Annotated in this window: 16 protein-coding genes; 5 read left to right on the top strand and 11 right to left on the bottom strand. The window is 40.7% G+C overall.

Annotated features, from left to right (window positions below):
- Nucleotides 1-2 precede the first annotated feature (2 nt).
- The 4 genes from H8B17_RS11685 to H8B17_RS11670 all read right to left on the bottom strand — a co-directional run bounded on the left by H8B17_RS11685 (nt 3) and on the right by H8B17_RS11670 (nt 5512).
- Nucleotides 3-206, bottom strand: a complete 204-nt coding sequence (locus H8B17_RS11685) for a YqaE/Pmp3 family membrane protein (protein WP_190309332.1) — start codon at nt 204-206, stop codon at nt 3-5.
- Between the two features lie 37 nt (nt 207-243).
- Complete coding sequence (locus H8B17_RS11680) at nt 244-525, bottom strand: hypothetical protein (protein WP_190309331.1); 282 nt, start codon at nt 523-525, stop codon at nt 244-246.
- Between the two features lie 410 nt (nt 526-935).
- The gene (locus tag H8B17_RS20835) at nt 936-3530 is read right to left on the bottom strand and encodes a CHAT domain-containing protein (protein ID WP_190309330.1); all 2595 of its coding nucleotides are present in this window, start codon (nt 3528-3530) and stop codon (nt 936-938) included.
- Entirely contained in the window at nt 3518-5512 is a 1995-nt protein-coding gene (locus H8B17_RS11670) for a PKD domain-containing protein (RefSeq protein WP_190309329.1), read from the bottom strand. Before H8B17_RS11670 ends, H8B17_RS20835 begins: the two co-directional genes overlap by 13 nt.
- A gap of 126 nt (nt 5513-5638) precedes the next feature.
- On the opposite strand from H8B17_RS11670, the gene H8B17_RS11665 reads away from it, so the two are divergent.
- Nucleotides 5639-6205 carry an RNA polymerase sigma factor gene (locus tag H8B17_RS11665; RefSeq protein ID WP_190309328.1) on the top strand — a complete coding sequence of 189 codons (567 nt, stop codon included), beginning with the start codon at nt 5639-5641 and terminating at the stop codon, nt 6203-6205.
- Between the two features lie 6 nt (nt 6206-6211).
- Nucleotides 6212-6934 (top strand): hypothetical protein, encoded by a 723-nt coding sequence (locus tag H8B17_RS11660; protein WP_190309327.1) that lies wholly within the window; start codon nt 6212-6214, stop codon nt 6932-6934.
- 8 nt (nt 6935-6942) lie between these two features.
- Here H8B17_RS11660 and H8B17_RS11655 read toward each other — a convergent pair whose 3' ends face one another.
- The 3 genes from H8B17_RS11655 to H8B17_RS11645 form a co-directional block, all read right to left on the bottom strand.
- Nucleotides 6943-7692 carry an isocitrate lyase/PEP mutase family protein gene (locus H8B17_RS11655; RefSeq protein ID WP_190309326.1) on the bottom strand — a complete coding sequence of 250 codons (750 nt, stop codon included), beginning with the start codon at nt 7690-7692 and terminating at the stop codon, nt 6943-6945.
- A gap of 48 nt (nt 7693-7740) precedes the next feature.
- Nucleotides 7741-8154 carry a DUF6157 family protein gene (locus H8B17_RS11650; protein WP_190309325.1) on the bottom strand — a complete coding sequence of 138 codons (414 nt, stop codon included), beginning with the start codon at nt 8152-8154 and terminating at the stop codon, nt 7741-7743.
- A gap of 95 nt (nt 8155-8249) precedes the next feature.
- The gene (locus tag H8B17_RS11645) at nt 8250-10868 is read right to left on the bottom strand and encodes a valine--tRNA ligase (protein ID WP_190309324.1); all 2619 of its coding nucleotides are present in this window, start codon (nt 10866-10868) and stop codon (nt 8250-8252) included.
- A 139-nt stretch (nt 10869-11007) separates the two neighbouring features.
- On the opposite strand from H8B17_RS11645, the gene H8B17_RS11640 reads away from it, so the two are divergent.
- Nucleotides 11008-12942, top strand: a complete 1935-nt coding sequence (locus H8B17_RS11640) for an LTA synthase family protein (protein WP_190309323.1) — start codon at nt 11008-11010, stop codon at nt 12940-12942.
- Between the two features lie 45 nt (nt 12943-12987).
- On the opposite strand, the gene H8B17_RS11635 is transcribed toward H8B17_RS11640, so the two are convergent.
- The 4 genes from H8B17_RS11635 to H8B17_RS11620 all read right to left on the bottom strand — a co-directional run bounded on the left by H8B17_RS11635 (nt 12988) and on the right by H8B17_RS11620 (nt 19541).
- Complete coding sequence (locus H8B17_RS11635) at nt 12988-13998, bottom strand: hypothetical protein (protein ID WP_190309322.1); 1011 nt, start codon at nt 13996-13998, stop codon at nt 12988-12990.
- A gap of 123 nt (nt 13999-14121) precedes the next feature.
- On the bottom strand, nt 14122-15360 hold the full coding sequence (gene odhB / locus H8B17_RS11630; protein WP_190309321.1) for a 2-oxoglutarate dehydrogenase complex dihydrolipoyllysine-residue succinyltransferase: 1239 nt from the start codon (nt 15358-15360) through the stop codon (nt 14122-14124).
- A 48-nt stretch (nt 15361-15408) separates the two neighbouring features.
- Nucleotides 15409-18138, bottom strand: coding sequence for a 2-oxoglutarate dehydrogenase E1 component (locus H8B17_RS11625; RefSeq protein ID WP_190309320.1), 2730 nt, complete (start codon nt 18136-18138; stop codon nt 15409-15411).
- Between the two features lie 164 nt (nt 18139-18302).
- Nucleotides 18303-19541 carry a deoxyribodipyrimidine photo-lyase gene (locus H8B17_RS11620; protein ID WP_190309319.1) on the bottom strand — a complete coding sequence of 413 codons (1239 nt, stop codon included), beginning with the start codon at nt 19539-19541 and terminating at the stop codon, nt 18303-18305.
- A 209-nt stretch (nt 19542-19750) separates the two neighbouring features.
- On the opposite strand from H8B17_RS11620, the gene H8B17_RS11615 reads away from it, so the two are divergent.
- Both H8B17_RS11615 and H8B17_RS11610 read left to right on the top strand, forming a co-directional pair.
- Complete coding sequence (locus tag H8B17_RS11615; RefSeq protein ID WP_190309318.1) at nt 19751-20608, top strand: Rossmann-fold NAD(P)-binding domain-containing protein; 858 nt, start codon at nt 19751-19753, stop codon at nt 20606-20608.
- Nucleotides 20609-20675: 67 nt separating this feature from the next.
- Nucleotides 20676-22514 (top strand): UbiD family decarboxylase, encoded by a 1839-nt coding sequence (locus tag H8B17_RS11610; RefSeq protein ID WP_190309317.1) that lies wholly within the window; start codon nt 20676-20678, stop codon nt 22512-22514.
- The last annotated feature ends 85 nt before the right edge of the window (nt 22515-22599 follow it).

The raw sequence follows: 22599 nt of genomic DNA, 5'->3' as shown, positions 1-22599 counted from the left end.
AATTAGGACATAGTACGCCGCATCTGTCTCTCCAAGTGACGGATGCGGTTCTTATTTCTCTCATCGATGCGGGAAGCTACTGCCCATATTGCTGCGGGCAACCAACCGATTAGTGTACACTGTAAGATAAGACAGATAAAGCCAATCCATATTTTTCCTCTTAAAAAGAATGATAGCCAAGGGAATAGAACTGCGATCAATGTCATGCTGCTATTGTTTTGAATGTTTTTGTAAACTACCTGTTTAATAAGAATTTATTTCGTCTTGTTGAATACGGTTCTCTTTATTGTCATGTCGCTCAAAAGTAATATTTATACTAAAAGCCAAAGCAAAAATAATACCTACAATTAAAGCAAACGGAACAAGTAGCGGGATAACAAAAGCGATGATGAACGGAAGTTTGATATAGACTTTGCCCGTTTTTGACGTTATACTGACCTTGGTTTCTTGAATCCAGTCAATGGTTTTTTGAAATGTGTTGGAGATATTGTCGCTGTTTAATGTGAATGCTTTTTTCGTTTCCATGATACTTTTTTTAAAATGCTGTAATGTGTTTATTTCTTTTTGTATACTTCAAAGATAAGTTAGTTACCTAGGTAACTTTATATAGTTTAGGTGGATTAGAGGCATTTCTCGGTAAAAGGGGCGGATTGTTCGGTAAATTAAAGTAATTGGATTTAATTTCTTCGATAGTGAGGGGTAACATTTCGAGATCTTAGCGGATATAACGATGATATTAACATATTTATTCACAAAAAATTAAAACTATGAGAAAACTTTTATCGAGGATGCTTGTTCTAGAGAAGGACATCAAACGCTGCAAAATAAAAAGGGATGTAAAATATCAAATGGTTTAAGTTATGGGAAAGAATTTAGACGTGCCTCCAGGAAGCCATGAAAGTATACAGCAGGGAGCAATCCCAGATGAATCATTTCTAACGTTTATGGCGGGTTTTATAATGTTTGTTTTTAAACTTTGTAAGCCTTAACATGCCGTAGAGGCAACTGCCTAGCACAAGGAAAGCAATAGCGATTTTCCAAGCAACTTGGCGTAGACTTGCATATTTTTGCAAGTCTATTTTTATGTCCGTTCCGGTATAAGCAATATTAGACCAATACCATGGGTTTGAACCTAACTCGGAATGCTCCAAAAGATAGCCTCTTTTCGCTTCCGCGAGCGCATGGATAGGATTTTTAGAAATAGTCAACTCTTCATAGAATTTTGCCATAATATCTAACATCGTGCCGTCGCTAGCAAACCAATGTGTTGCCACGACGCCTGGAATTCCCTTGCTTAGAAATGCCCTGTTGATACTTTCCAATCCTTCCGAAGGGAGAAGATTTCCTGACGCGGTGTTGCAGGCAGAAAGAACAACAAGTGGTGATTTGATATGATAGTAACGAAGTTGTTCGGCAGATATGGCTTGATGTAGAAGTAGTTTCGCTTCTTGCTGTGGGGTGACAACTGTATGGGCCGCAATATGTAATATAGATGATGTTTTGAAGGCGTTTTCCAACTTTCTTATAGACAAATCTTGATAAGAGAAAGTTGTCGTCTTGTAACCTGATTGGAGGTTTTCCACTTCTTTTTTTACAAAACGAAGATCAGCAAGTGGAGGACGATATTTATCCCGGTACAGAATACTGATTTGAGGATTGTGAAATGATGTGTTCGGATATAGATCTTTTATTAAAAGGGAATTGACATATTGAACATCAAAGTCTTCAATCAAAAATCTGTCAGATTCGCTTAGTGCATCAAAGGGGAGAACATATAACTCATCATGAAGCGATAGCCGGAGTGTTATAGATCGCGATGGAAGCGAGGGTAATAACTGATTTTTCAAATGTTGGGCTCTGTTAAAATAACGTTTTGGATTGTTATTGAAGAGATGAGGGGTTGTCGAAAAATAATCCTTTTTAAACTGAGCAATGGAATCTAATAAACCTGTATTTTTCTGGTGTACGCAGGAAATTTTACCGTTATCTACTTTGAATACGGACAAGCTACTATCCGGATGAATAAAATAGGAATACGTTACAGCCAAGCTGTCGGTCAGTTGTTTTTGGAAATTATCGAAATTTGGCAATGCCACTTTTCTTGTAAAGTGCTGCTCATCTAATTGAAAATCAGTGAGCATGAATTGAATCGATTGATTTATTTCTTTGATATCACTACTATCCGTTAGGTTATCACGTGTCAAATATAGCTGCTGTAGTTGCTTCATTCCTTGGTTTAACTCGACGGTATCACTTTCCCAAACCGTGGCTCTATTGATGTCGTTCCAAAGCATACGCCCTTTTGCTAGTTCGACCAACCACAACAGCTTGGCTAGCTTTTCTTGATCAAGATCTTCTGGATTTCCAATATGATGGAAGACCAGGCTTAAAAGATGTTGGTTCCATTTATTTCCGGTAATATGACTGGTTTTGCTGGTAATATTCTGTTGGAAAGCAAAATCTTGTTCGATTGCCTGTTCAAAATAATAGAATGCTGAATCGGCTTGTTGTTTCGCGTACACCAACCCCAAATTTTTTAATACAGCGATATGCGTATAGCTTGATGTACGGGCAGGAATGTGAACATCAAGTAACTTATGAGCCTGTTTAAAGCAGCTCTTAGCTTGTGTAAATTCTTCTTTTATTAAAAAGATCTCACCGAGAGCGTTATAAAGATTTGCTTTTTCTCTAAAACGGGTATCTGGGAAATACATTTTTTCTATCGACAAAGCCTCTAAGAGATATTTTCGACTTAAATTTATCTTATTGTTTTGTAAAAGGAATACGGATTTTCGTTCCAGTATAGGGATTTTGCTCAAGGCTAGATGATCATCTATCGGTAATGTGTTCGCTATTTGAAGTGCAAAACTATTGTGCCATTCGGCAGAATCTGCCTCATTTAAGGAAGCATAGGCGGAAGATAAGGAATAATGTAAAAGAACTTTTAAGTAGTCGTTTTGTGTGCTATGCCTTAACCCGGAAATTGCTGCCTCTTTTGACTTTTTACGCTCGCCTTTATAAACATATAAGAGCGCAAGATTGTTGTAAAACGATGCTTTTGTTTTTTCGTCTTGCGCTTCCCCTAAGGCTTTTAGCTGTAAAGTTTCGGCTTTTTCGTAATCTGCAATTACGGTGTAATTATTGGCGAGTGGTTTGTACAAATAGGTGAGTCTATCCTCTAGATTCAGTATGCGATTTTCTTTATCGTACAACAGTGCCTTTTCATAATATTTGATAGATGCTAAAAATCGACTGTGTTCTTGAAAGCCATAAGCCATATTGATTAAAATCCAGGCATATGTTTCTTTCTGTTCCTCATTCAACGCTTTGTTTTCTATCTGTTGAAGAAAAAGATCTGGCTGTTTTTCAAAGGAAGCGTAATGATCGTACGCTAGCTCCCCAACGGAATCAACGAAAGAGGTCGCTACAGAATCCAACGACGGGCTACCTTGTAATTGGATATCGGTTTGATTTTTGCAGGCTAAGCAACTAAAAATAAATCCGAAAAGGAATGCCCTTACAGTCGCCACATCAAATAGAAATTAAGGTTACTTTTATACGTTTTATCGAAATGGTAGCGTATACCGACTGCGGGACCCAGATAGGCGCGCCCTATATTTAAATCTACTAAAGGTGAAAAAAGAAGGGGCGATATTTTTTCCTTTTCAGCACTCATGCTTACCGTGTGTTCCGTTCTTTCTGCTCCTGCGTTAAGGAGGTGATATGTTGTTTGTTGATCATTTTGTAAATTAACGTGTGTTTTGACCAGTGCACCTACGCCCGCCGATATGTACCGACTGATATTGTAACGAATCTGCACAGGTATTTGCAAACTAAGATATTTTTTTGTGGCCGCGCTGTCGATACCACTGTATCCATAGTACATGAGGTCACCTCTACTATTAGGTAACTGTATTTCTCCTTTTCGTTCGGGAAGCGATGCCGCGTAGTCAACGCCAAACGTACTCGCAAATAACTCGACTTGCCAATAAGGTTTCTTATACGGAGCAATAGGTGCGAGGCCGATACCAAAAGTTAGCCCTTTTGTCAATCTTCCGATTTCGTCATTGGGGTGTTTAGCAGGCACATTTAATCCCAATGTGACTATGGGTGATAAACCCGGTCGGAAGCGAGCAGTTGATGTATTGGTACGAATGGGATCGTTTTTGTCAAAGTAGATATTGGTGTAGCTTGGAAGCGATCTATTTTGCAATTTCTTATGCGATTTCAACGTGAATCGGATGAATCCCTTAGTGCTATCTTGATCTGTAATTGTTTGGGAAGCTGTTCCAGGTAGTGCGATCCCACGAAAGTGGAAAATGATCTTATCCTCATCCTTAACCTGATAAGTATAACAGCCCATATCTTGATCGGTTAAACAGGTGTCGCATTGTGGATAGAGGTTGAGTAACTTAAAAGTATTTACATCCACTTGATTGGGGAAAAACATCTCCAAGCGTATATTCTTCGCGTCACCCTCGCCGTCGTTCTGAAATTGCACCTTATAGGTCAGTGTCTTCTTTTTAAATTGTAAACGATAATCCATCAACGCAGGTCTTACGGACATTTTATTGGGATCATGTGATTTGATGATCGGAATATCGAGCTTATGAATGACGGGATTTCCGCCTTCCGCAAGATATATTCCGGTAACCGTGACAATAGCATTCGTATCCGCAAGCATTTCAGGAGTGATATCCAAATTGATAATGGAAAGTTGGGTATCGCCTACCTCGCCTTCGATATCGTACTGTGTAACGGTGTTGTATTCGTCCAACAGGCCATTAAAAAAACGTAAGGCCTGATTTCCTGTAAAGTCTAACTCCTCATTGATACCGTAATCAGGACTGCCACTTTGTGTAATGGAAGCGTGCGTTACATTTGCCCATAGGGATTCCAGTTCTTTTTTGCGCTCTATTGGCAGAATATGTTCGTTATGGTAGCGGCTTTGATTAGCGACTATGAAACCATTGGGGTTGATAAGCTTCTCATTTGTTAATACCAGGATTTTTCCCTTTTGAGTGCTAGGCTTCACCCCAACGATCAACGACATATCTTCGCCGGGCACCGCGTTGGCATTTTTGAATAATTGAAAGACGTCGTTCGATTTGAAAAAATTTTGTTCGAATGTGTTCGGAAGTCTATCCGTCTTTGCCAGCTTGGACGCTACTTTCACTTTTGTCTTAGGTTTCTTCGGGCGGGGGCCATTATCGTAATTGTTAACGATATATAAAGAAACATCGTATTCACCGGATTCCCCATATTGGTGTTCGGGTGATTCTTGCGTACTAAATTGTCCATCTCCAAAGTCCCATAAATAAGTGTAATAGGCTTGACGACCACCTGGAATGGGAACCAGAGGTCGTATAATCGGTGTAAACTTAATACTATTTGCTAGATATTCCGTTTGGATAGATGATGGAAACGTGTCTTGCCGGACCAATAAGGTATCCTGCCCTAAAGCAATATGGCAATAAAAAGCCATAAATAGATAGTAGAGTTTTCTTTTCATAACTTACCAATTGGTAAAATTCTTTTGTACTGTTTCCAAAAATAACTTAATTTGTTATAACTTAAGAAACCATGAAGTAAATATTATTAACAGATAGGAATTAGGTGGAAATACAGACCAAGTTACATGCATAACGATCAAAAATATATTCAATTTCTACTTCAGAATAATGGAGAGGGGATACAGCATATCTATAGACAATTTGCTGATAAGGTGGTTGCATTGATTTGTCGCAACAGTGGAACCAATGACGACGGGTTTGATATTCTACAAGAATCATTGGTTGATATTTATCATATGGCAAAATATAAAGATTTCCAATTGACGACTTCTTTCGAATCGTTTTTGTTGTTGGTCTGTAAAAGAAAATGGCTGAACGAGCTAAAAAAAAGAAAGCGTAAAGAGGTAACAAATGTGGAGAATCATGTATTTGATATTGAAGATGATTCGCACACAGCATATATGGAACACATGGTATTGGTGGAAAAAGAAAACATATTGATGGAACTTTTAGATTCGCTAGGCGAAAGGTGTCAGGAAATTATTAAACGTTGCATGGTATCGAAAAATCAAGAAAAGATTGCGACGTCTCTTGGGTTGACGTATGCCTATCTGCGGAAGAAAAAAAGTGAATGTATGGCGAAATTGGGCGAGAAGGTGAGAGCTCATCCTTTTTTTAAAAGCAATAATTAGCAATAGATGAAATCTAGAGAAGAACTTATTCAGGATTATATCGACAACGTTTTGTCGGCTGAAGATAAGCGCGGATTCGATATATTATATGAAAACGATGCTGAATTTCGGGCGGAATTGAGGATGCAAGAAGAACTGACCGAAGTACTTGGTCGTAGACTTTCTTCGGAAGAAGAAACTTTACGTGCCAGTCTTGTGGAGGCGGAAACAACACATCGAAAAGGAAAACGGATATCATGGAAACAATGGCTTATACCTTTAGCTGCAGCCGCCTGTATTCTAATCGTCGTGAAATTTGTCTTCTTCCAATCAGATACGGCGTTATATGAATTGCCGGAAATGCAGTCGGAGGTTGTACGGGGAAATCAAAATAACGAAGCCAACGACTATGAACGTGCTGTGGAAGCTTTTAATGCTAAAGATTATCGAAAAAGCACGTCGATTTTGTTGGATTTGTATCAAACAGACCAAACCATTTTACAATATCAATTCTATCTTGGCCTTAGCTTAATAGGCGAGAAGAAATTTGATCAAGCAACCAGATATCTCTCGCCTTTAGCCGATGGCGAATCTGTTTTTCGGCAAGAGGCTAATTACTACGTAGCCGTTATACTAACGGAATCTGGACGAAGAGAAGAAGCAAAAAAACGGTTATCCGATATTGAGCAGTCCGCTAAAATTTATGATAAAGCACAAAAGTTATTAGATAAGATTAAAATGGAGCCCTAACAGCCATTCTATTTCGGAAGTCTGGGGTCATTTACAAAATATTGAAATACGTCTATATTTTTTTCCATCAACCATTCATAGATTTTGGCACCATGGCTTAACCTCTTGACCCCCAATTGATGTAAAGTTTCCAAATCGGGAAGCTTATCGGTTAAGAAAATATTGAGCGGAAGGTGGGTGGAGGAAACTATTTTTTGAATATCTTCCTTTGTTTCTACCAGCGGGATAAAAAGACCGTCAGCACCCGCTTCTTCATACAAAGTCGCACGTCTAATAGATTCTTCCAACGCTTGAGGATGCTTCGTTGTGTACGTATCAGCTCGGGCATTGACGAACATGTGGGGCGTATTGGCTTTGATTGCTTTAATCTTGTTTGCCAATACTAAGGCGTCATGTAGCTTTCTTTTGCTGTCAACGACTTTACCATCTTCAAGATTAATCCCCACTACCCCTAAATCAGCCAATTGTTGCACATATTTGGCTACCGTATCTGGATCATCGGAATAGCCGGCCTCGAAGTCTACCGATACTGGAATATCAACGGCTTTTACGATTCGTTCCACCATAAACAGGATTTCGTCTACCGATATCTGTTCGCCATCATCATATCCTAAAAGATTAGCGATAGCGTGGCTAGAACTGCCCAGTGCTTTAAATCCCGCGTCTTGCGCTACTTTCGCGCTTTGCGCATCCCATACGTTTCCTAGTACTAATACCTGATTTTCCTGATGAAGCTGTTTAAATATAGTATAAGACATAATTAATGTGTTTTTACTAGAAGAACAGCAGGAAGGAGGTTTGGTTTTCTATTTGCTAGATTTCATCGCTTTAACATGCTTTAGCTGTTTATCGGCGACAAACTTTTCGTAGTCTGGAGTTTCCATACCATAAATAGCCATTTTTCCCTGATTATCACAATGGACACCAAAACCATATGTCTTCGTTAGGGGAGAGGCTCGGAAGCAAGGTTGTCCTTTGGAAAAGAATTGTTTTCGTGCCAATTCGTATTCGGCTTCCGTTAAATCGTTCCGATCAGCAAACACTTGAAACAGCACGTCGTCGGATGAGAATTTATAGGGGTTTTGCGCTAATAGTTCATATTGCATTTCCGCAATCGTTTTTTTATTGCCTCGGGATGGCGGTACCGTTCCACAAGTGACCTTCGTATCATCCGCTGCGGTAATAAAGGTATCGATATAGTCTGTTGTATATGTTTTCATTTTAGTCTCTTATAAAACAGTTACTTGTCTTTTTACTGAAATTGCATATGCAAACTAAACAAAATGCATATGCGTTTTATTATATATCAGCCGGTTTATGCCAATCCCACTAAGCTTTCTTGCAAAATCTTAATCTTTGTTTCGGCATCTGCTTTTTTATTGCGCTCATTCTCCACAATTTCTGGTTTTGCATTCTGTATGAAACGCTCGTTGGATAACTTTTTGTCTACAGATACCAAAAAGCCTTGGAGATAAGTAATCTCTTTTGTAATACGTTCCCGTTCTGCTTCTATGTCGATGTTCTCTGCGTTCAATTTCACATAGCATTCACTCTTTCCTGCAAGGAAACTTAACGCGCCGGTCACCTTTTCCTGTACAAAGGTTAGCTCCGAGATATTGGCCAATTTAATAATACTATCCTGATATTTTGTAAAATCTATCTCGGTCGTGTTGATCGCCAAAGGAAGCGTTGTTTTAGGTGACAGTCCCTTAGCGTTTCGAACGTTACGAACCTCTGAAATAATTTGCTGTACCATAGCAAATTCTCTGATGATTTGCTCATCATACGCTTGTATAACAGGATAGCGGGCCACGATAACACAATCTTTAGCTGCTCGTGAGCCAAACAGCTCATCGTGCCACAATTCCTCTGTTAGGAAAGGCATAAACGGATGTGCCAATGTTAAAACTTTTTGGAAAAAGTATTTCGCCGTTTCAAGCGTCTCTTTCTCAATAGGGGCTTGATAAGCCGGCTTGACCAATTCCAGGTACCAAGCACAGAAATCATCCCAAATCAATTTATAGGTCGCCATTAAGGCATCAGAGAGGCGGTAATTTGCGAAATGTTCTTCAATTTCGACCACCGCTTGGTTGAAACGGTTTTCAAACCATTGTGCCGCTGTTTTTTGCGCGGGAGTAGCCGGCGTGTCTATGCTTTCCCAACCCTTGACCAAGCGGAATGCGTTCCAGATTTTATTTGCAAAGTTTCGCCCCTGTTCGCAATATGCCACATCAAACATAAGGTCATTACCGGCCGGGGAGGAGAGAAGCATACCAACGCGCACCCCATCGGTACCATATTGTTCCATCAGCTCAATGGGATCGGGTGAGTTACCGAGCGATTTGGACATTTTGCGTCCTAATTTATCACGAACAATCCCTGTAAGATATACATTTCGAAACGGTGGTTTCTGTGTATAGTCATGGCCCATGATAATCATACGTGCTACCCAGAAAAATAGAATTTCCGGAGCAGTGACCAAATCATTGGTTGGATAATAATATTTGAAGTCTTCGTTTTCCGGATGGCGTACCCCATCGAATACAGACATCGGCCATAAACCTGATGAAAACCAAGTGTCCAACACGTCATCCTCTTGACGAAGCCCCGTTATAGATTTTCCTTGTGCTTCGAATGCTTGTACAGCTTCTGCTTCTGTTTTGGCGACTACCCATTCATTATTTGCGTTGTACCAAGCAGGAATACGCTGTCCCCACCACAATTGACGGGAAATACACCAATCTTTTACATTTTCCATCCAATGCTTGTAGGAAGCAAAGAATTTTTCCGGAATCAATTTGATTGTTCCATTTTCCACATATTCCAAAGCTGGTTTTGCCAACTCATCCATTTTGCAAAACCATTGCATGGAGAGTTTGGGTTCTATAGCAGCATCCGTACGCTCAGAAAAACCTACCTGTGATTTGTAATCTTCGATTTTTTCAATCTGACCGGCCTCCTCTAACATTTTAACCGTTTTCTTTCGTGCGATGAAACGATCCTCACCAACGAGTATTTGCGCTTTTTCATTCAACGTTCCATCGTCGTTCAAAATATCGATAACCGGAAGGTTATGCTTCTGTCCCAGTTCATAATCGTTCAGATCGTGTGCCGGTGTCACCTTCAGACAGCCCGTACCGAACTCCATTTCGACATATTCGTCTTGGATAATTGGAATTTCACGATTGACTAAAGGAACAAGTATCGTTTTTCCTTGGAGATGTTTATACCGCTCATCGTTAGGGTTAATACAAATAGCCGTGTCCGCCATGATGGTTTCCGGACGCGTAGTTGCAATAATGATATGGCCATCGCTATCTTTTATTTTATAGCGAACGTAGTATAGTTTCTGGTTGACTTCTTTACGGATGACTTCTTCATCCGAGAGTGCAGTTTTCCCTTGTGGATCCCAATTGACCATTCGAACGCCACGGTAGATATAACCGGCTTTGTAGAACTTAATAAACGTGTCGATAACCGCTTCGGATAAATCCGGATCCATTGTAAATCTAGTACGTTCCCAATCGCAAGAAGCACCCAGTTTTTCCAATTGTTTTAAGATGATACCACCGTATTTTTCTTTCCATTCCCAAGCATGTTTTAGAAAATCTTCACGGTTCAACGATTTCTTATCGATGCCTTGCTCTTTTAGCATAGCAACCACCTTGGCTTCCGTAGCAATAGATGCATGGTCAGTACCCGGCACCCAACAAGCATTTTTGCCTTGCATGCGCGCACGGCGAATCAATACGTCTTGAATGGTGTTGTTCAGCATGTGACCCATATGAAGTACGCCAGTGACATTCGGGGGCGGCATCACAATTGTGTATGGTTCGCGCTCATCTGGTGTAGAACGGAAAAAACCGTTCTCCATCCAGTAGGAATACCATTTCTCTTCAGCTTCTTTTGGGTTATAAGTTTTTGCTATGCTCATTATCGTAATCGTTCAAAAATCGAGACGCAAAAATACGGAATTAGCAGCAATTGTGCGAATGCGTTAATTTGTAATATTATTATGTAAATTTACCGTTAATTTTATATTACTTCTAAAAGGTTTCTTTTTTGTTTAACGAATGAAATATAGGTTGTCTCATAACTTAGTCAACACTTTTTGGTTGTTGGCTATTCAATTTCTCCTGTTGTTACTTTTATATACGCTGTTGCGTATAGGATTTTACATTTATAATAATTCGTTGTTTCCCCATGTAGAAGCAGGTGAATTTCTGCTTATGTTATGGGGAGGGGTGAAATTTGATGTCGTAGCTTTACTCTATCTCAATATTTTATATATTTTAATGCAAGGAATACCTTTGTCATTCAAATATGCCCGTTCTTATCAAAAAATAGCGCAGTGGGTGTTTATCATCACCAATAGTTTTGGAGTAATGTTAAATTTGATTGATTATGCATATTACCCGTTTACCTTAAAAAGGACAACGGGAACCGTCTTTCATCAATTTGCAAACGAAGATAATCTAGGCAAATTGGCTTTTGATTTCGTGTGGGGATATTGGTGGTTGGTGCTATTGTTTATTGCCTTGATTTTTGTAATCAGAATCATAGCTCGTATTGTCATTGTATACCGTCCTCGGAAACTTTCTTTTCGGTTTTATACAGCGCATGCGGCGTTGTTTCTGTTGGTCGCTTTCCTATTTATTGGAGGCGTGCGTGGGGGGTGGGCACACAGTACGCGACCAATTACATTGAGCAATGCCGGCGATTATGTACGTAGTCCTGAAGAGATGAATATTGTGTTGAATACGCCTTTTAGTATATTGAAAACGTTGAAAGCTGTTCAGTTTGAAGAAGTTCATTATTATACGGAAGAAAGACTAAAAGAGATTTACCCTGTTATCCATCAACCCGCAGATACAGCTGAATTTAAGAAAATGAATGTGGTGGTTTTGATTCTGGAAAGTTTTGCAAAAGAGCATATCGGCGCATTGAATAAAGATATACAAAACGGCAATTATAAGGGATATACACCATTTTTGGATTCGCTTATAGCAGAATCGTATACGTTTTCCAGATCGTTTGCGAATGGACGAAAATCCATTGATGCATTGCCCTCGATTATCACGGGAATCCCGTCGATAGGTGAGCCTTTTGTACTCTCTATTTATTCGGGAAATAAAACAACAAGTATGGCGAAGTTATTAGGGAATGAAGGATATGAAACAGCGTTTTTTCATGGCGCACCAAATGGTAGTATGGGATTTTCAGCTTATATGCAACTGGCCGGTGTTCAGCGGTATTTTGGAAAGAATGAATATAATAATGACAAGGATTTTGATGGGATGTGGGGGATTTGGGATGAACCTTTTATGCAATTCATGGCGAAAGAATTGAATCGTCTTCAACAGCCTTTTTTTGCTGGCTTTTTTTCTTTATCATCCCACCATCCTTTTAAGGTACCTGCTCCATACGAAGGGAAATTTCCGAAGGGACCGCTTCCGGTACAAGAGCCCGTGGGGTATACAGATTATGCTTTGCGGCAGTTCTTTAAAACCGCCTCGCAAACTTCGTGGTTTAACAACACATTGTTCGTCATCTGTGCAGACCATGCGACGGTAAGCCATTTGCCTGAATATAAAACATCTGCCAACAGTGTGGCGATTCCAATTATCTTCTATCATCCCAATGATAAAAAGCTGCGGGGTATTTCCGATAAACTGGTACAGCAAATCGATATTATGCCAACTGTCATGAATTATCTTGGCTATGATAAACCGTACTTCTCTTTTGGTTTTGATGCGTTTTCCAGTGATCGGAATAACTTTCTTGTCAATAACATCAATGGTACATATTGCTTCTTTCAAGATGATTATTTTATGACGCACGATGGAAAGAAAGCCCTCTCGTTATTCAATTTGAAAGAAGACCGTCTGGAACGGCACGACGTGTTGATGAAGGAGACACAGGTTGCGGAACACTTAGAACGTAGTTTGAAAGCATTTATTCAGCAATATAATAACCGCATGATACACAATGATTTGATCGCGCCATAAGGAGAACAGGCACTAGATTTGGCCGACGCGTGGTCAATAATGAGTTTAAAGAAGACTTTTTCCAAACCGATAGCGTAAGGTAAATGCTTGCTGATTACTAACCTGATCAGGTGCGAAATGAAATGAGGCCGTAAATTTTCCTTCCAGATTTCCTTTTCTGAAAGGCGTCCAGCCTAAATCGAGACGGTTATACGTCTCCCGCTGATAGAAGGAATCGCCATTGGGAAGATTCTGCGCATCCCCCAGATACAAGGTATTGCCTAAAAAAAACTGTTTGTAGCCCAAGTAAATGTTTGAAATAAACCCTCTAGCTACGCGGAGGTCGTATTCTGTCCGTACACGGTCGAAACCAATGGCCATCCCTGCATCTATAGTCAAGGAGTCTAAAAAAGTCTTTCGACTCCAATCGGCACCCGCGCGTAAAAGTACAATCCCGTTGTCTTGAATGTGATCTTCTATTTCCGCATTGCTCGTCAACGCGTTGTGATAGAGAAGGGCATCATCTGCCAAGTAAAAGTTTCCAAAAGTATATTTACCAGAAAGACCAACAACAAAACGTTCGCGATGTTGTGGGCTTTGTTTGCTCAGCCAATCGATATAGATCGCCTGTTTGATATGTTGGTTGTGAAACGAAAAATACATGCCCTCTATATTCGGACGATCATACATAAAGGTATCTGCCAATACCATTCTGGGAACGTCAGCCAATCGTTCATGACGAGGCATGAGGCCTAGAGCAAAATCAATATTTTTGTTTTTAAAATTATAATAAGCAATGGGGGATACACGTTCTTTATTTTCGCTATGCATACCGAAATCTTGATTGTAATGAACCCCCCCGTAGACGCGATGGTTGCTATCCAACGCAAAATAAAGCTTAGGAGATAAGATCGCACCAAAGAACGTTTTATCTTCGGTATAAATGGATTTGTATTCTCGATTATCGGCATAGCCAAAGAAATCGACCTCCAATCCTATTTGTTGCGCATTGGATACAGAGGCGACGCTACAATATAAGAGCGTAAGGATAATTATAATGCGTGTAGATTGTTTCATATGTAAGTAATCTGTCTTTTAAAGGCCATATGGAATATCTAGGTTATATTTTACGAAAACTTGCTTTTCAGAAAAAAGGTCGTCCTATGGAGAGACGACCTTTTATAAAGTATGCGTGTATAGTTACACTTCCAATAATAACCGTGCAGGGTCTTCCAGTAATTGCTTCACGCGAACGAGGAAACTTACCGATTCACGACCATCAATGGTGCGATGATCATAAGATAATGCAATATACATCATCGGCCGTATAACGACTTGCCCGTTTTCAGCTACCGGACGTTGCACAATGTTGTGCATACCTAAAATAGCAGATTGAGGCGCATTGATGATTGGTGTAGACATCATCGAACCAAATACACCACCATTGGTGATGGTAAACGTTCCTCCCGTCATTTCTTCAATAGTTAATTTACTATCGCGTGCTTTCGTAGCTAGGTTGATGACTTCTTTTTCAATCTGGTATAAGCTCATGGACTCTGCATTGCGGATAACCGGAACCACCAAGCCCTTCGGAGCAGACACCGCAATAGAAATATCGGCAAAGTCTGAGTAAACAATTTCGTTTTCTTCTATGCGTGCGTTAACCGCTGGCCATTCCTTCAACGCCATGGTTACGGCTTTCGTAAAGAACGACATGAAGCCTAAACCAACACCATGTTTTTCTTTAAAGGCATCTTTATATTTCGCCCGAAGATCCATGATTGGTTGCATGTTTACCTCGTTGAACGTCGTTAACATGGCTGTTTCATTTTTCACGGTTACCAAACGCTTTGCAATTGTTTTACGTAATGAAGTCATTTTTTCCCGACGTTCATTACGCGAACCTGCAAGCGCAACCGGAGTAGATGTAGTCGATTCCGTGGTAGGCGTGTTTTCTGCTTTGGCTGCCGCAGGTCTCGCCTGTGCTTTCTCCGCATCTTCTTTTGTAATACGACCGTCTTTTCCCGTGCCTTTGATTGTCGACGGATCGATTCCTTTTTCTCTCAATATTTTCGCTGCAGCTGGAGAAGCTGTTCCGGCAGCATAAGAATCTGAGCTTTCTGTTTCTTCTTTTGTCGGCGCAGGTGCGTTGGGTTTTTCCGCCGGAGCTTCTTCTTTTCTATCCGTACCTTGCGCTGGAGCATCCCCCTCTTCGATGGTACATACGACCGCACCAATTTCTAAAGTATCACCCTCTTGTGCAATAATTTTAAGTATTCCCGCTTTTTCCGCAGGTAGTTCAAATGTTGCTTTGTCGGATTCCAATTCAGCGATATTTTCGTCCATTTCGACGTAATCACCGTCTTGTTTTAGCCATTGTGCCAAGGTCACCTCGGTGATGGATTCTCCTACGGCAGGTATTTTGATTTCTAAGCTCATATTTTTATTTTCTTTTATATCAACAACAAGGATACCTATTGATATGTTTTATATTTGAAATGCTTTATTAACTATCTCTGCTTGTTGTGCCAAATGCCGTTTCATGTATCCAGTGGCAGGTGATCCGCTTTCTGGGCGAGCAATAACACGGAGATTGAGCGACGAGCCGCTTAATTTTCGACAATAGAAAGGCCACGCTCCCATGTTTTCATTCTCTTCCTGCACCCATACAAATTCCGCTTTCGCATACTTTTTGCGAAGAGCCTCAAGTTGATCATATGCAATGGGGAATAACTGTTCTATACGTACCAATGCAATGTCTTTACGCTTATCAGCTTCTTGTTTTTCCAGCAGGTCATAATAAATCTTACCCGAACATAACACGACCCGTTTTACAGATCGAGCCGTTACATTGGTGTCATCTAGTATTTCTTGAAAGCTTTTTTGCGTAAAATCTGTAAGAGAAGAAACCGCTTTAGGATGACGTAAAAGGCTTTTTGGTGTGGCTACTACTAGCGGTTTACGGAAGTCACGATGAAGTTGACGGCGCAGTATATGAAAGAAGTTTGCCGGTGTAGTACAATTTGCTACGATAATATTGTCATTTGCACTTAATTCCAAATAGCGCTCTATACGGCAGGAAGAGTGCTCCGGCCCCTGTCCTTCCATCCCATGAGGAAGAAGCATGACTAGCCCATTTGAACGTTTCCATTTTGTCTCTCCTGAGGAGATATATTGATCGAATACGATCTGTCCACCGTTGGCAAAGTCACCAAATTGAGCTTCCCAAATTGTCAATGAATTTGGATTAACCGACGCGTAGCCATATTCAAAAGCGAGGACGGCGTATTCGGAAAGAAGCGAGTTATAGATGTTGAATTTATCGCCACCTTTGAGTTTAGCCAGCGGCGTGTATGTTTCGTCTGAATCTTCTAGAGTTACAACCGCGTGACGATGAGAAAATGTACCGCGTTGCACATCCTGTCCAGAGATACGAACACGATAATCTTCATTCAACAGTGTGGCATAAGCCATGAGCTCACCCATTGCCCAATCGTATTTGTCTGTTTCGATCATCTTTAATCGATCCTCATAGACTTTGGTGATCTTCCGGAAGAACTTTTTATCTTTTGGCAACGTATTCATTTCCTTTGCCAATTCCAAAAATAAAGTCTTTGTAATCTTCGTTAGAACGGGTTTGCCGATATCTGATTGTCTCGCCGGTCGGAGACCTTTCCATGCCCCCGCAAACATCGGTCGTTCGTCACTAATTTCTTCTACCGTTTTCGCGGCCTCTAAACGGTCTTGTAAGGTGGAACGAAAGTCTTTTTCTAAAGTTTTGGCATATTCTACATCGATAGAACCCTGTTTAATCAGTTTGTCTACATAAATAGCCAAGGTGTTTGGATGTTTTTCGATGAGTTTGTATAACGACGGCTGTGTGAATTTCGGCTCATCGGCTTCGTTATGCCCATATCGTCTATAGCCTAGTAAATCAATAAATACATCTGTTTTGTATTTTTGACGATATTCTACAGCAAGATTAATCGCGTATACCAATGCCTCTACATCATCTCCGTTGACGTGGAAAACAGGAGATAGCGTAACTTTTGCTATATCCGTACAATAAGTTGACGACCGAGCATCCTTATAATTGGTGGTAAACCCTACTTGGTTGTTAATCACGATATGGATAGTGCCACCTGTTTTATAACCGTCCAATTTTGACATTTGTATGGTCTCGTACACAATTCCTTGCGCAGCCACGGCTGCATCTCCGTGAATAAGGATGGGAGCTATCTTGGACGAATCTCCTCCATATTTCATGTCGATTTTGGAGCGCACCATGCCTTCGGCCACACCATCTACCGTCTCTAGGTGTGACGGGTTTGGTGCCAGGCTAAGATGAATGTTCTTGTTCTCTTGACTTGTAATGTCCGAAGAAAATCCTAAGTGGTATTTTACATCACCGCCAAATTGGGTTTCAGGATCGGCCTCATACATTTTTCCTTCAAATTCAGAGAATATAGTTTTGTAAGGCTTACCCATGATATTGGACAGCACGTTTAGACGCCCACGATGCGCCATACCGATAACAAATTCTTCTATTCCCAGCGATGAACCTTTTTGGATGACAGAGTCGAGAGCCGGAATCAAAGATTCCCCACCCTCTAGCGAGAACCTCTTTTGTCCCAGAAACTTGGTGCCTAAAAAACTTTCGAAAATAACGGCTTCGTTTAGTTTTTTTAAAATACGTTTCTTAGTCTCTATCGGAAAATTAGGTATGTTTCGGTCTGCTTCCATCCGATCTTGCAAAAACTTGATTTTTTCTGGATGGCGAATGTAACGAAACTCTGCTCCGATAGAACGACAATAAGTGTCCTCGATAAATTGACGGATATCACGAAGTTTTGCCGGACCGAGACCGATTTCCACTCCTGCGTTGAAAACCGTATCCATATCGGCTTCTGACAAGCCAAATGTTTCCAGCTCTTTCCCTGGAAAATACTTACGGCGCTCACGAACAGGATTGGTTTCCGTAAACAAGTGTCCACGGTCACGATAACCATGAATCATGTTTAATACTTTAATTTCTTTGATGGTGTGTTCAGGTGTCTGTTCGGGAATCGTTTCCCCTCCGGAGGTTTGTCCGAAATCAAATCCTTCAAAAAATCTCTGCCAACTGGCATCTACTGAATTTGGGTTTTCCTTGTATGTTTGATATAACGCGTCAATGTATCCTGAATCGGCGTTACTCAAATATGTTAATTTATCCATGAGGAAATCTTATGTATAAAAATTTTGCCCAAAGTTAACAAATATAAAATACTATGTCATGGACAAATGCAATAAAAAAGCAAGTTTAAACGTCAAATAATCCAATATATTTAGATTATTTGAAGAAAGGCCATGTTTGTGTGGAAAATGTGTAATAGGTAGCACTATTTTACCAATGTTTTGGCCTGATAGTTTTTCTTTAATAGCTCTTCCCACGACGCCTTTAAATTATCTTTCGGACTGGTGCCAAATCCGGCAAAATGAAGCCAATAGCCGTACGTCGTTGCGGGAGCATAGTCTAACAAGTATTCTTCAAAAAGTCGTGCTCCGGTTATATGATTAACATTCCATTCCTGGAGCATGTAGGCTCCCAAGATGTCTCTGTGTTCATAAGGTAAATTTCCGGTGTTTTGCAGCTCTCGAAAGAGCTTCTCGATAACAGGTTGTTTACTGTTTGTCATAAACGTACACAAGTCTTCTTTGCTGGCCCACGTGCGTTTATCCAGATCGTTTGGTTTGAAAAAGATATTGGCATATTTTTTTAACATAAACCGAAAATAATCCCGCCATAGAAGGCGCATCAGTAACCTGTCGTATTTCTTTCTGTTCGAGGGAGTGTAATGTTCTTTGATTTTGTGATAATAAAAAGCGGGCGAAATCGCTCCGTTTGCTATGTAGGGCGATATTAGGTTGTAGTCATTCTCCTCGTTGTAGTCGACAGAAAGCGTCATTTCAATCATTTTCAATGCTTGTTCTTCTCCTCCTTTTATGGGGTTGGTGATGTCGTCCAACGTCGCGATGATTTCGGTTGAAAAGCCTAGTTCTTCCAATGTAGGGGCTCGGGTTAATTCGAGATGTGGGTGCGTCGTAATGTGGCTAACTGGGGGGAGAACAGGCCGTACAAAGCTTTCTTTTTCGACTTTCTTCTTGAACGCGTTGAAAGAGTCAGGAATATCTCGAATTGGAATAGGCAAATCCTCTTTATGGTATAACGTATGGCCAATGAAATGCTTCAAGTTAATCTTCTCTTTCCATAACGTTTCTTCTACGCGCTCGGATATGCTCGTTTCTCGCTGCGCGACCTCCCGATGGTGATACACTTCAGTTACTTCGTACTTTGCGCAAAGTGTGCCTATTATATCTTCCGGCTTTTCATGAAAAACCAGCAAATCGGCGCCAATTTCTTGTAAGGTCGATTTGAAGCTGTTAACCGCCTCTAAGAGAAACTTGGCACGGGTAATGCCTGTCTTCTGAAATCCTGCTTTGTTTATTTTAAAATAACGTGGATCGAAAAAATAAACGGGTATGACAATGTCACCCTTTTGCACAGCTTCATGTAAAATTTCATTATCATGAATACGCAAATCATTCCTGAACCATACTAAAATTACTTTTTTTGTCATACAAGAAAATGCCAAGCGGAGATGTTAATGATGCTACAAATATACAGAAAATATGATGTTATTTAGTTGTGTGAGGTCTTTTTACAAAGGGGAGACAAATGATGATGCAAATACCAAAGTAAGTTTTTTCTGTAACAAATAGCGTTTGTCGCGAACATTCATTGTCCTATTGTGTTATGAAAAGAAATGATTATATAACTGGATTTTTTATGGACATCTTGATTAGCGGACTTAATAATTATGTAGGGCGGCGGTGTACCAGCTTGATGGCAGATACAGACTTCCGCTTGTTTGCTATCACGAGAAATAGAAAGCTCTTTGAAGACCGTATGTCCGAACCGATACATGCTCAAGTATTTGAGATCGATTTGCTAAAAGACGACGTGCAAGATGGGATTGGACTACCTTATATCGATGCGTCCTTCTACTTCACACAGGTGCCCGCCTTGGATGATGATGTTAACCTCCGAGTGGAGCTGTTATGTCTGCGTAATTTTATTAGGTTGATAAAACGTTTGCGTTGCAACAGGCTGGTGTATGTGACAGAGTTGACGGATAGACGATCCATACAGCCAATTCTTAACCTGCTGAGGGAGTTTCAAATCGATTATACGGTGGTTCTGAAGAATCTTGTTGTAGGTAAAGATTGCTGGCTTTATCATGTTTATCAACAGTTATCCAGTCGTAAAGTTATATTTTATTCGAATCAATACGGTGATAAGCTGCTCCAACCCATTGGAATACATGATCTCGTACGGTGGTTGAAGGCTATATTATACGTACCCAACTTTCACTATAATGTGTTGGAAGTAGGAGGGGGTGAGGTTATCTCAACGGTCGATTTGTACCGTCTTTATAGAAAATTAACGACGAAACTGAATTTACAGCGTATGGTGTCTTTACCGAATTGGTTACTTGCGCTGCTATATCGGAAGGGGACTAACGGACGCGCCGCGACTATGAGTTTTTTGAATTCAATTCAAATAGATGCGAAAGTCGAGAACAGCTGGGATGCTTATTTAGCTTTCCGCTTTACACCCCTAAAAGAAATTCTCTTGGCAGAGTAATATTTGCCGCCATTGCCTCTTTTCGGGTTATTCTGTTATTTTTGTTGTTCACTATATATTGCATGGCATGGGGTACAACAGTTTAGCAGCGTGTGTCGCTGATTTGGAGCAACACGGGCATTTGGTGCGCATCAAAGAGGAGGTCGATCCATATTTAGAAATGGCGGCTATCCATATGCGGGTATTTGATGCAGAGGGGCCCGCACTTTTTTTTGAAAACATCAAAGGTTCTGAGTTTCCCGCTGTTTCCAATCTCTTTGGGACATTAGATCGTTCTAAATTTATGTTTCGCGATACATTAGACCATGTGAAAAAATTGGTCGATGTGAAGATGAATCCCATGTCGGTATTGAAAAATCCATTATCTTACGTCGGTTCGTCGATGGTTGCGCTTGGTGCACTTCCCTGGAAGAAGAAAAGCGGTGCACCTATTTTGTACGGACAGACGCAAATTTCTGCTTTACCCCAAGTTGTCAACTGGCCGATGGATGGTGGTGCGTTTGTCACGATGCCTCAAGTATATACGGAAGATGTTTCCCATCCAGGTATTATGCAAGCTAATCTAGGAATGTATCGTATACAATTGTCAGGAAACGAATATATTCCAAATAAAGAAGTTGGTCTGCATTATCAATTGCATCGTGGGATTGGTGTTCATCAAACAAAAGCAAACCAGCTGGGGGTACCTTTAAAAGTCAGTGTTTTTGTCGGAGGACCTCCGTCACACCCACTCTCGGCAGTCATGCCATTGCCCGAAGGACTTTCTGAAATGATTTTTGCGGGAGCTTTGGGTAATAGACGATTTCGTTATTTTTATGATGAGGAGGGGTTTTGTATTTCGGCAGATGCAGATTTTGTTATTACGGGTACGGTATATCCCAATGAAAACAAACCCGAAGGTCCATTTGGAGATCATATCGGTTATTATAGTTTGACACATCCGTTCCCTTTAATGAAGGTACATAAAGTTTACCACCGCCAAAATCCCATCTGGTCATTTACCGTGGTTGGCAGGCCGCCGCAGGAAGATACCAGTTTTGGTGCGCTGATTCACGAAATCACAGGCAACGCCATTCCACAACAAATAAATGGTTTGCACGCTGTCCATGCAGTTGATCCGGCAGGTGTACATCCGCTGCTGTTTGCGATTGGGAGCGAGCGATATACGCCTTATCAAGAAGTAGATCGTCCACAAGAGGTCTTGACGATTGCCAACCAGATATTAGGCACAAACCAGCTTAGTTTGGCGAAATATCTTTTCATTGGCGCTCATGAAGATAACCCGCAGTTGGATATTCATGATATCGGGGGATTTTTCATGCATATTTTAGAGCGCATTGACCTTACTCGCGATTTGCACTTTCTAACGAATACGACCATGGATACGTTAGATTATTCGGGCGATGGACTGAATACCGGTTCAAAGGTAACGTTTGCAGCCGTAGGGAGGAAAAAGCGGGAATTATTGAAAGAGATACCCTGCTCCCTAAGACTTCCTAGACCATTTAGCCACGGCAAAATGCCATTTCCGGGTGTTGTTGTGCTGGACGGACGACCCTTTACGACTTATATAGAAGAAGATGAAGCTATCGAGGCTTGGTGCAGGGAGGCGCAATCGCAGGATTGGAAGGGTATACAGCTGATTGTATTGGCAGATGATGCTGTTTTTACGGCAGATACCATTAATAATTTTGTATGGGTAACGTTTACCCGCAGTAATCCCGCTTATGATATCTACGGCGTCGATAGTTTTACGTCCTTTAAACATTGGGGGTGCAAGGGGCCTGTTATTATTGATGCGCGTAGTAAACCTCATCATGCACCAGGCTTGATCAAGGATGAAGCGGTGGAGCGAAGGGTGGATCGTTTAGGTGCAAAAGGCGGGTCTTTATATGGTGTTATTTAATAAAACCTTTGTTTTTATGATATTTTGTTAAACAAATCATTGTTTTATTGTTTTATTTTCAATAAAAGTTAAAAAATATTATGAA

It is taken from the genome of Sphingobacterium arenae (assembly GCF_014692505.1).
In the GTDB taxonomy this organism is placed as follows: Bacteria; Bacteroidota; Bacteroidia; order Sphingobacteriales; family Sphingobacteriaceae; genus Sphingobacterium; species Sphingobacterium arenae.
The sequence above is the reverse complement of the archived record's forward strand: the minus strand, read 5'-3'. Positions and strand labels throughout refer to the sequence as shown.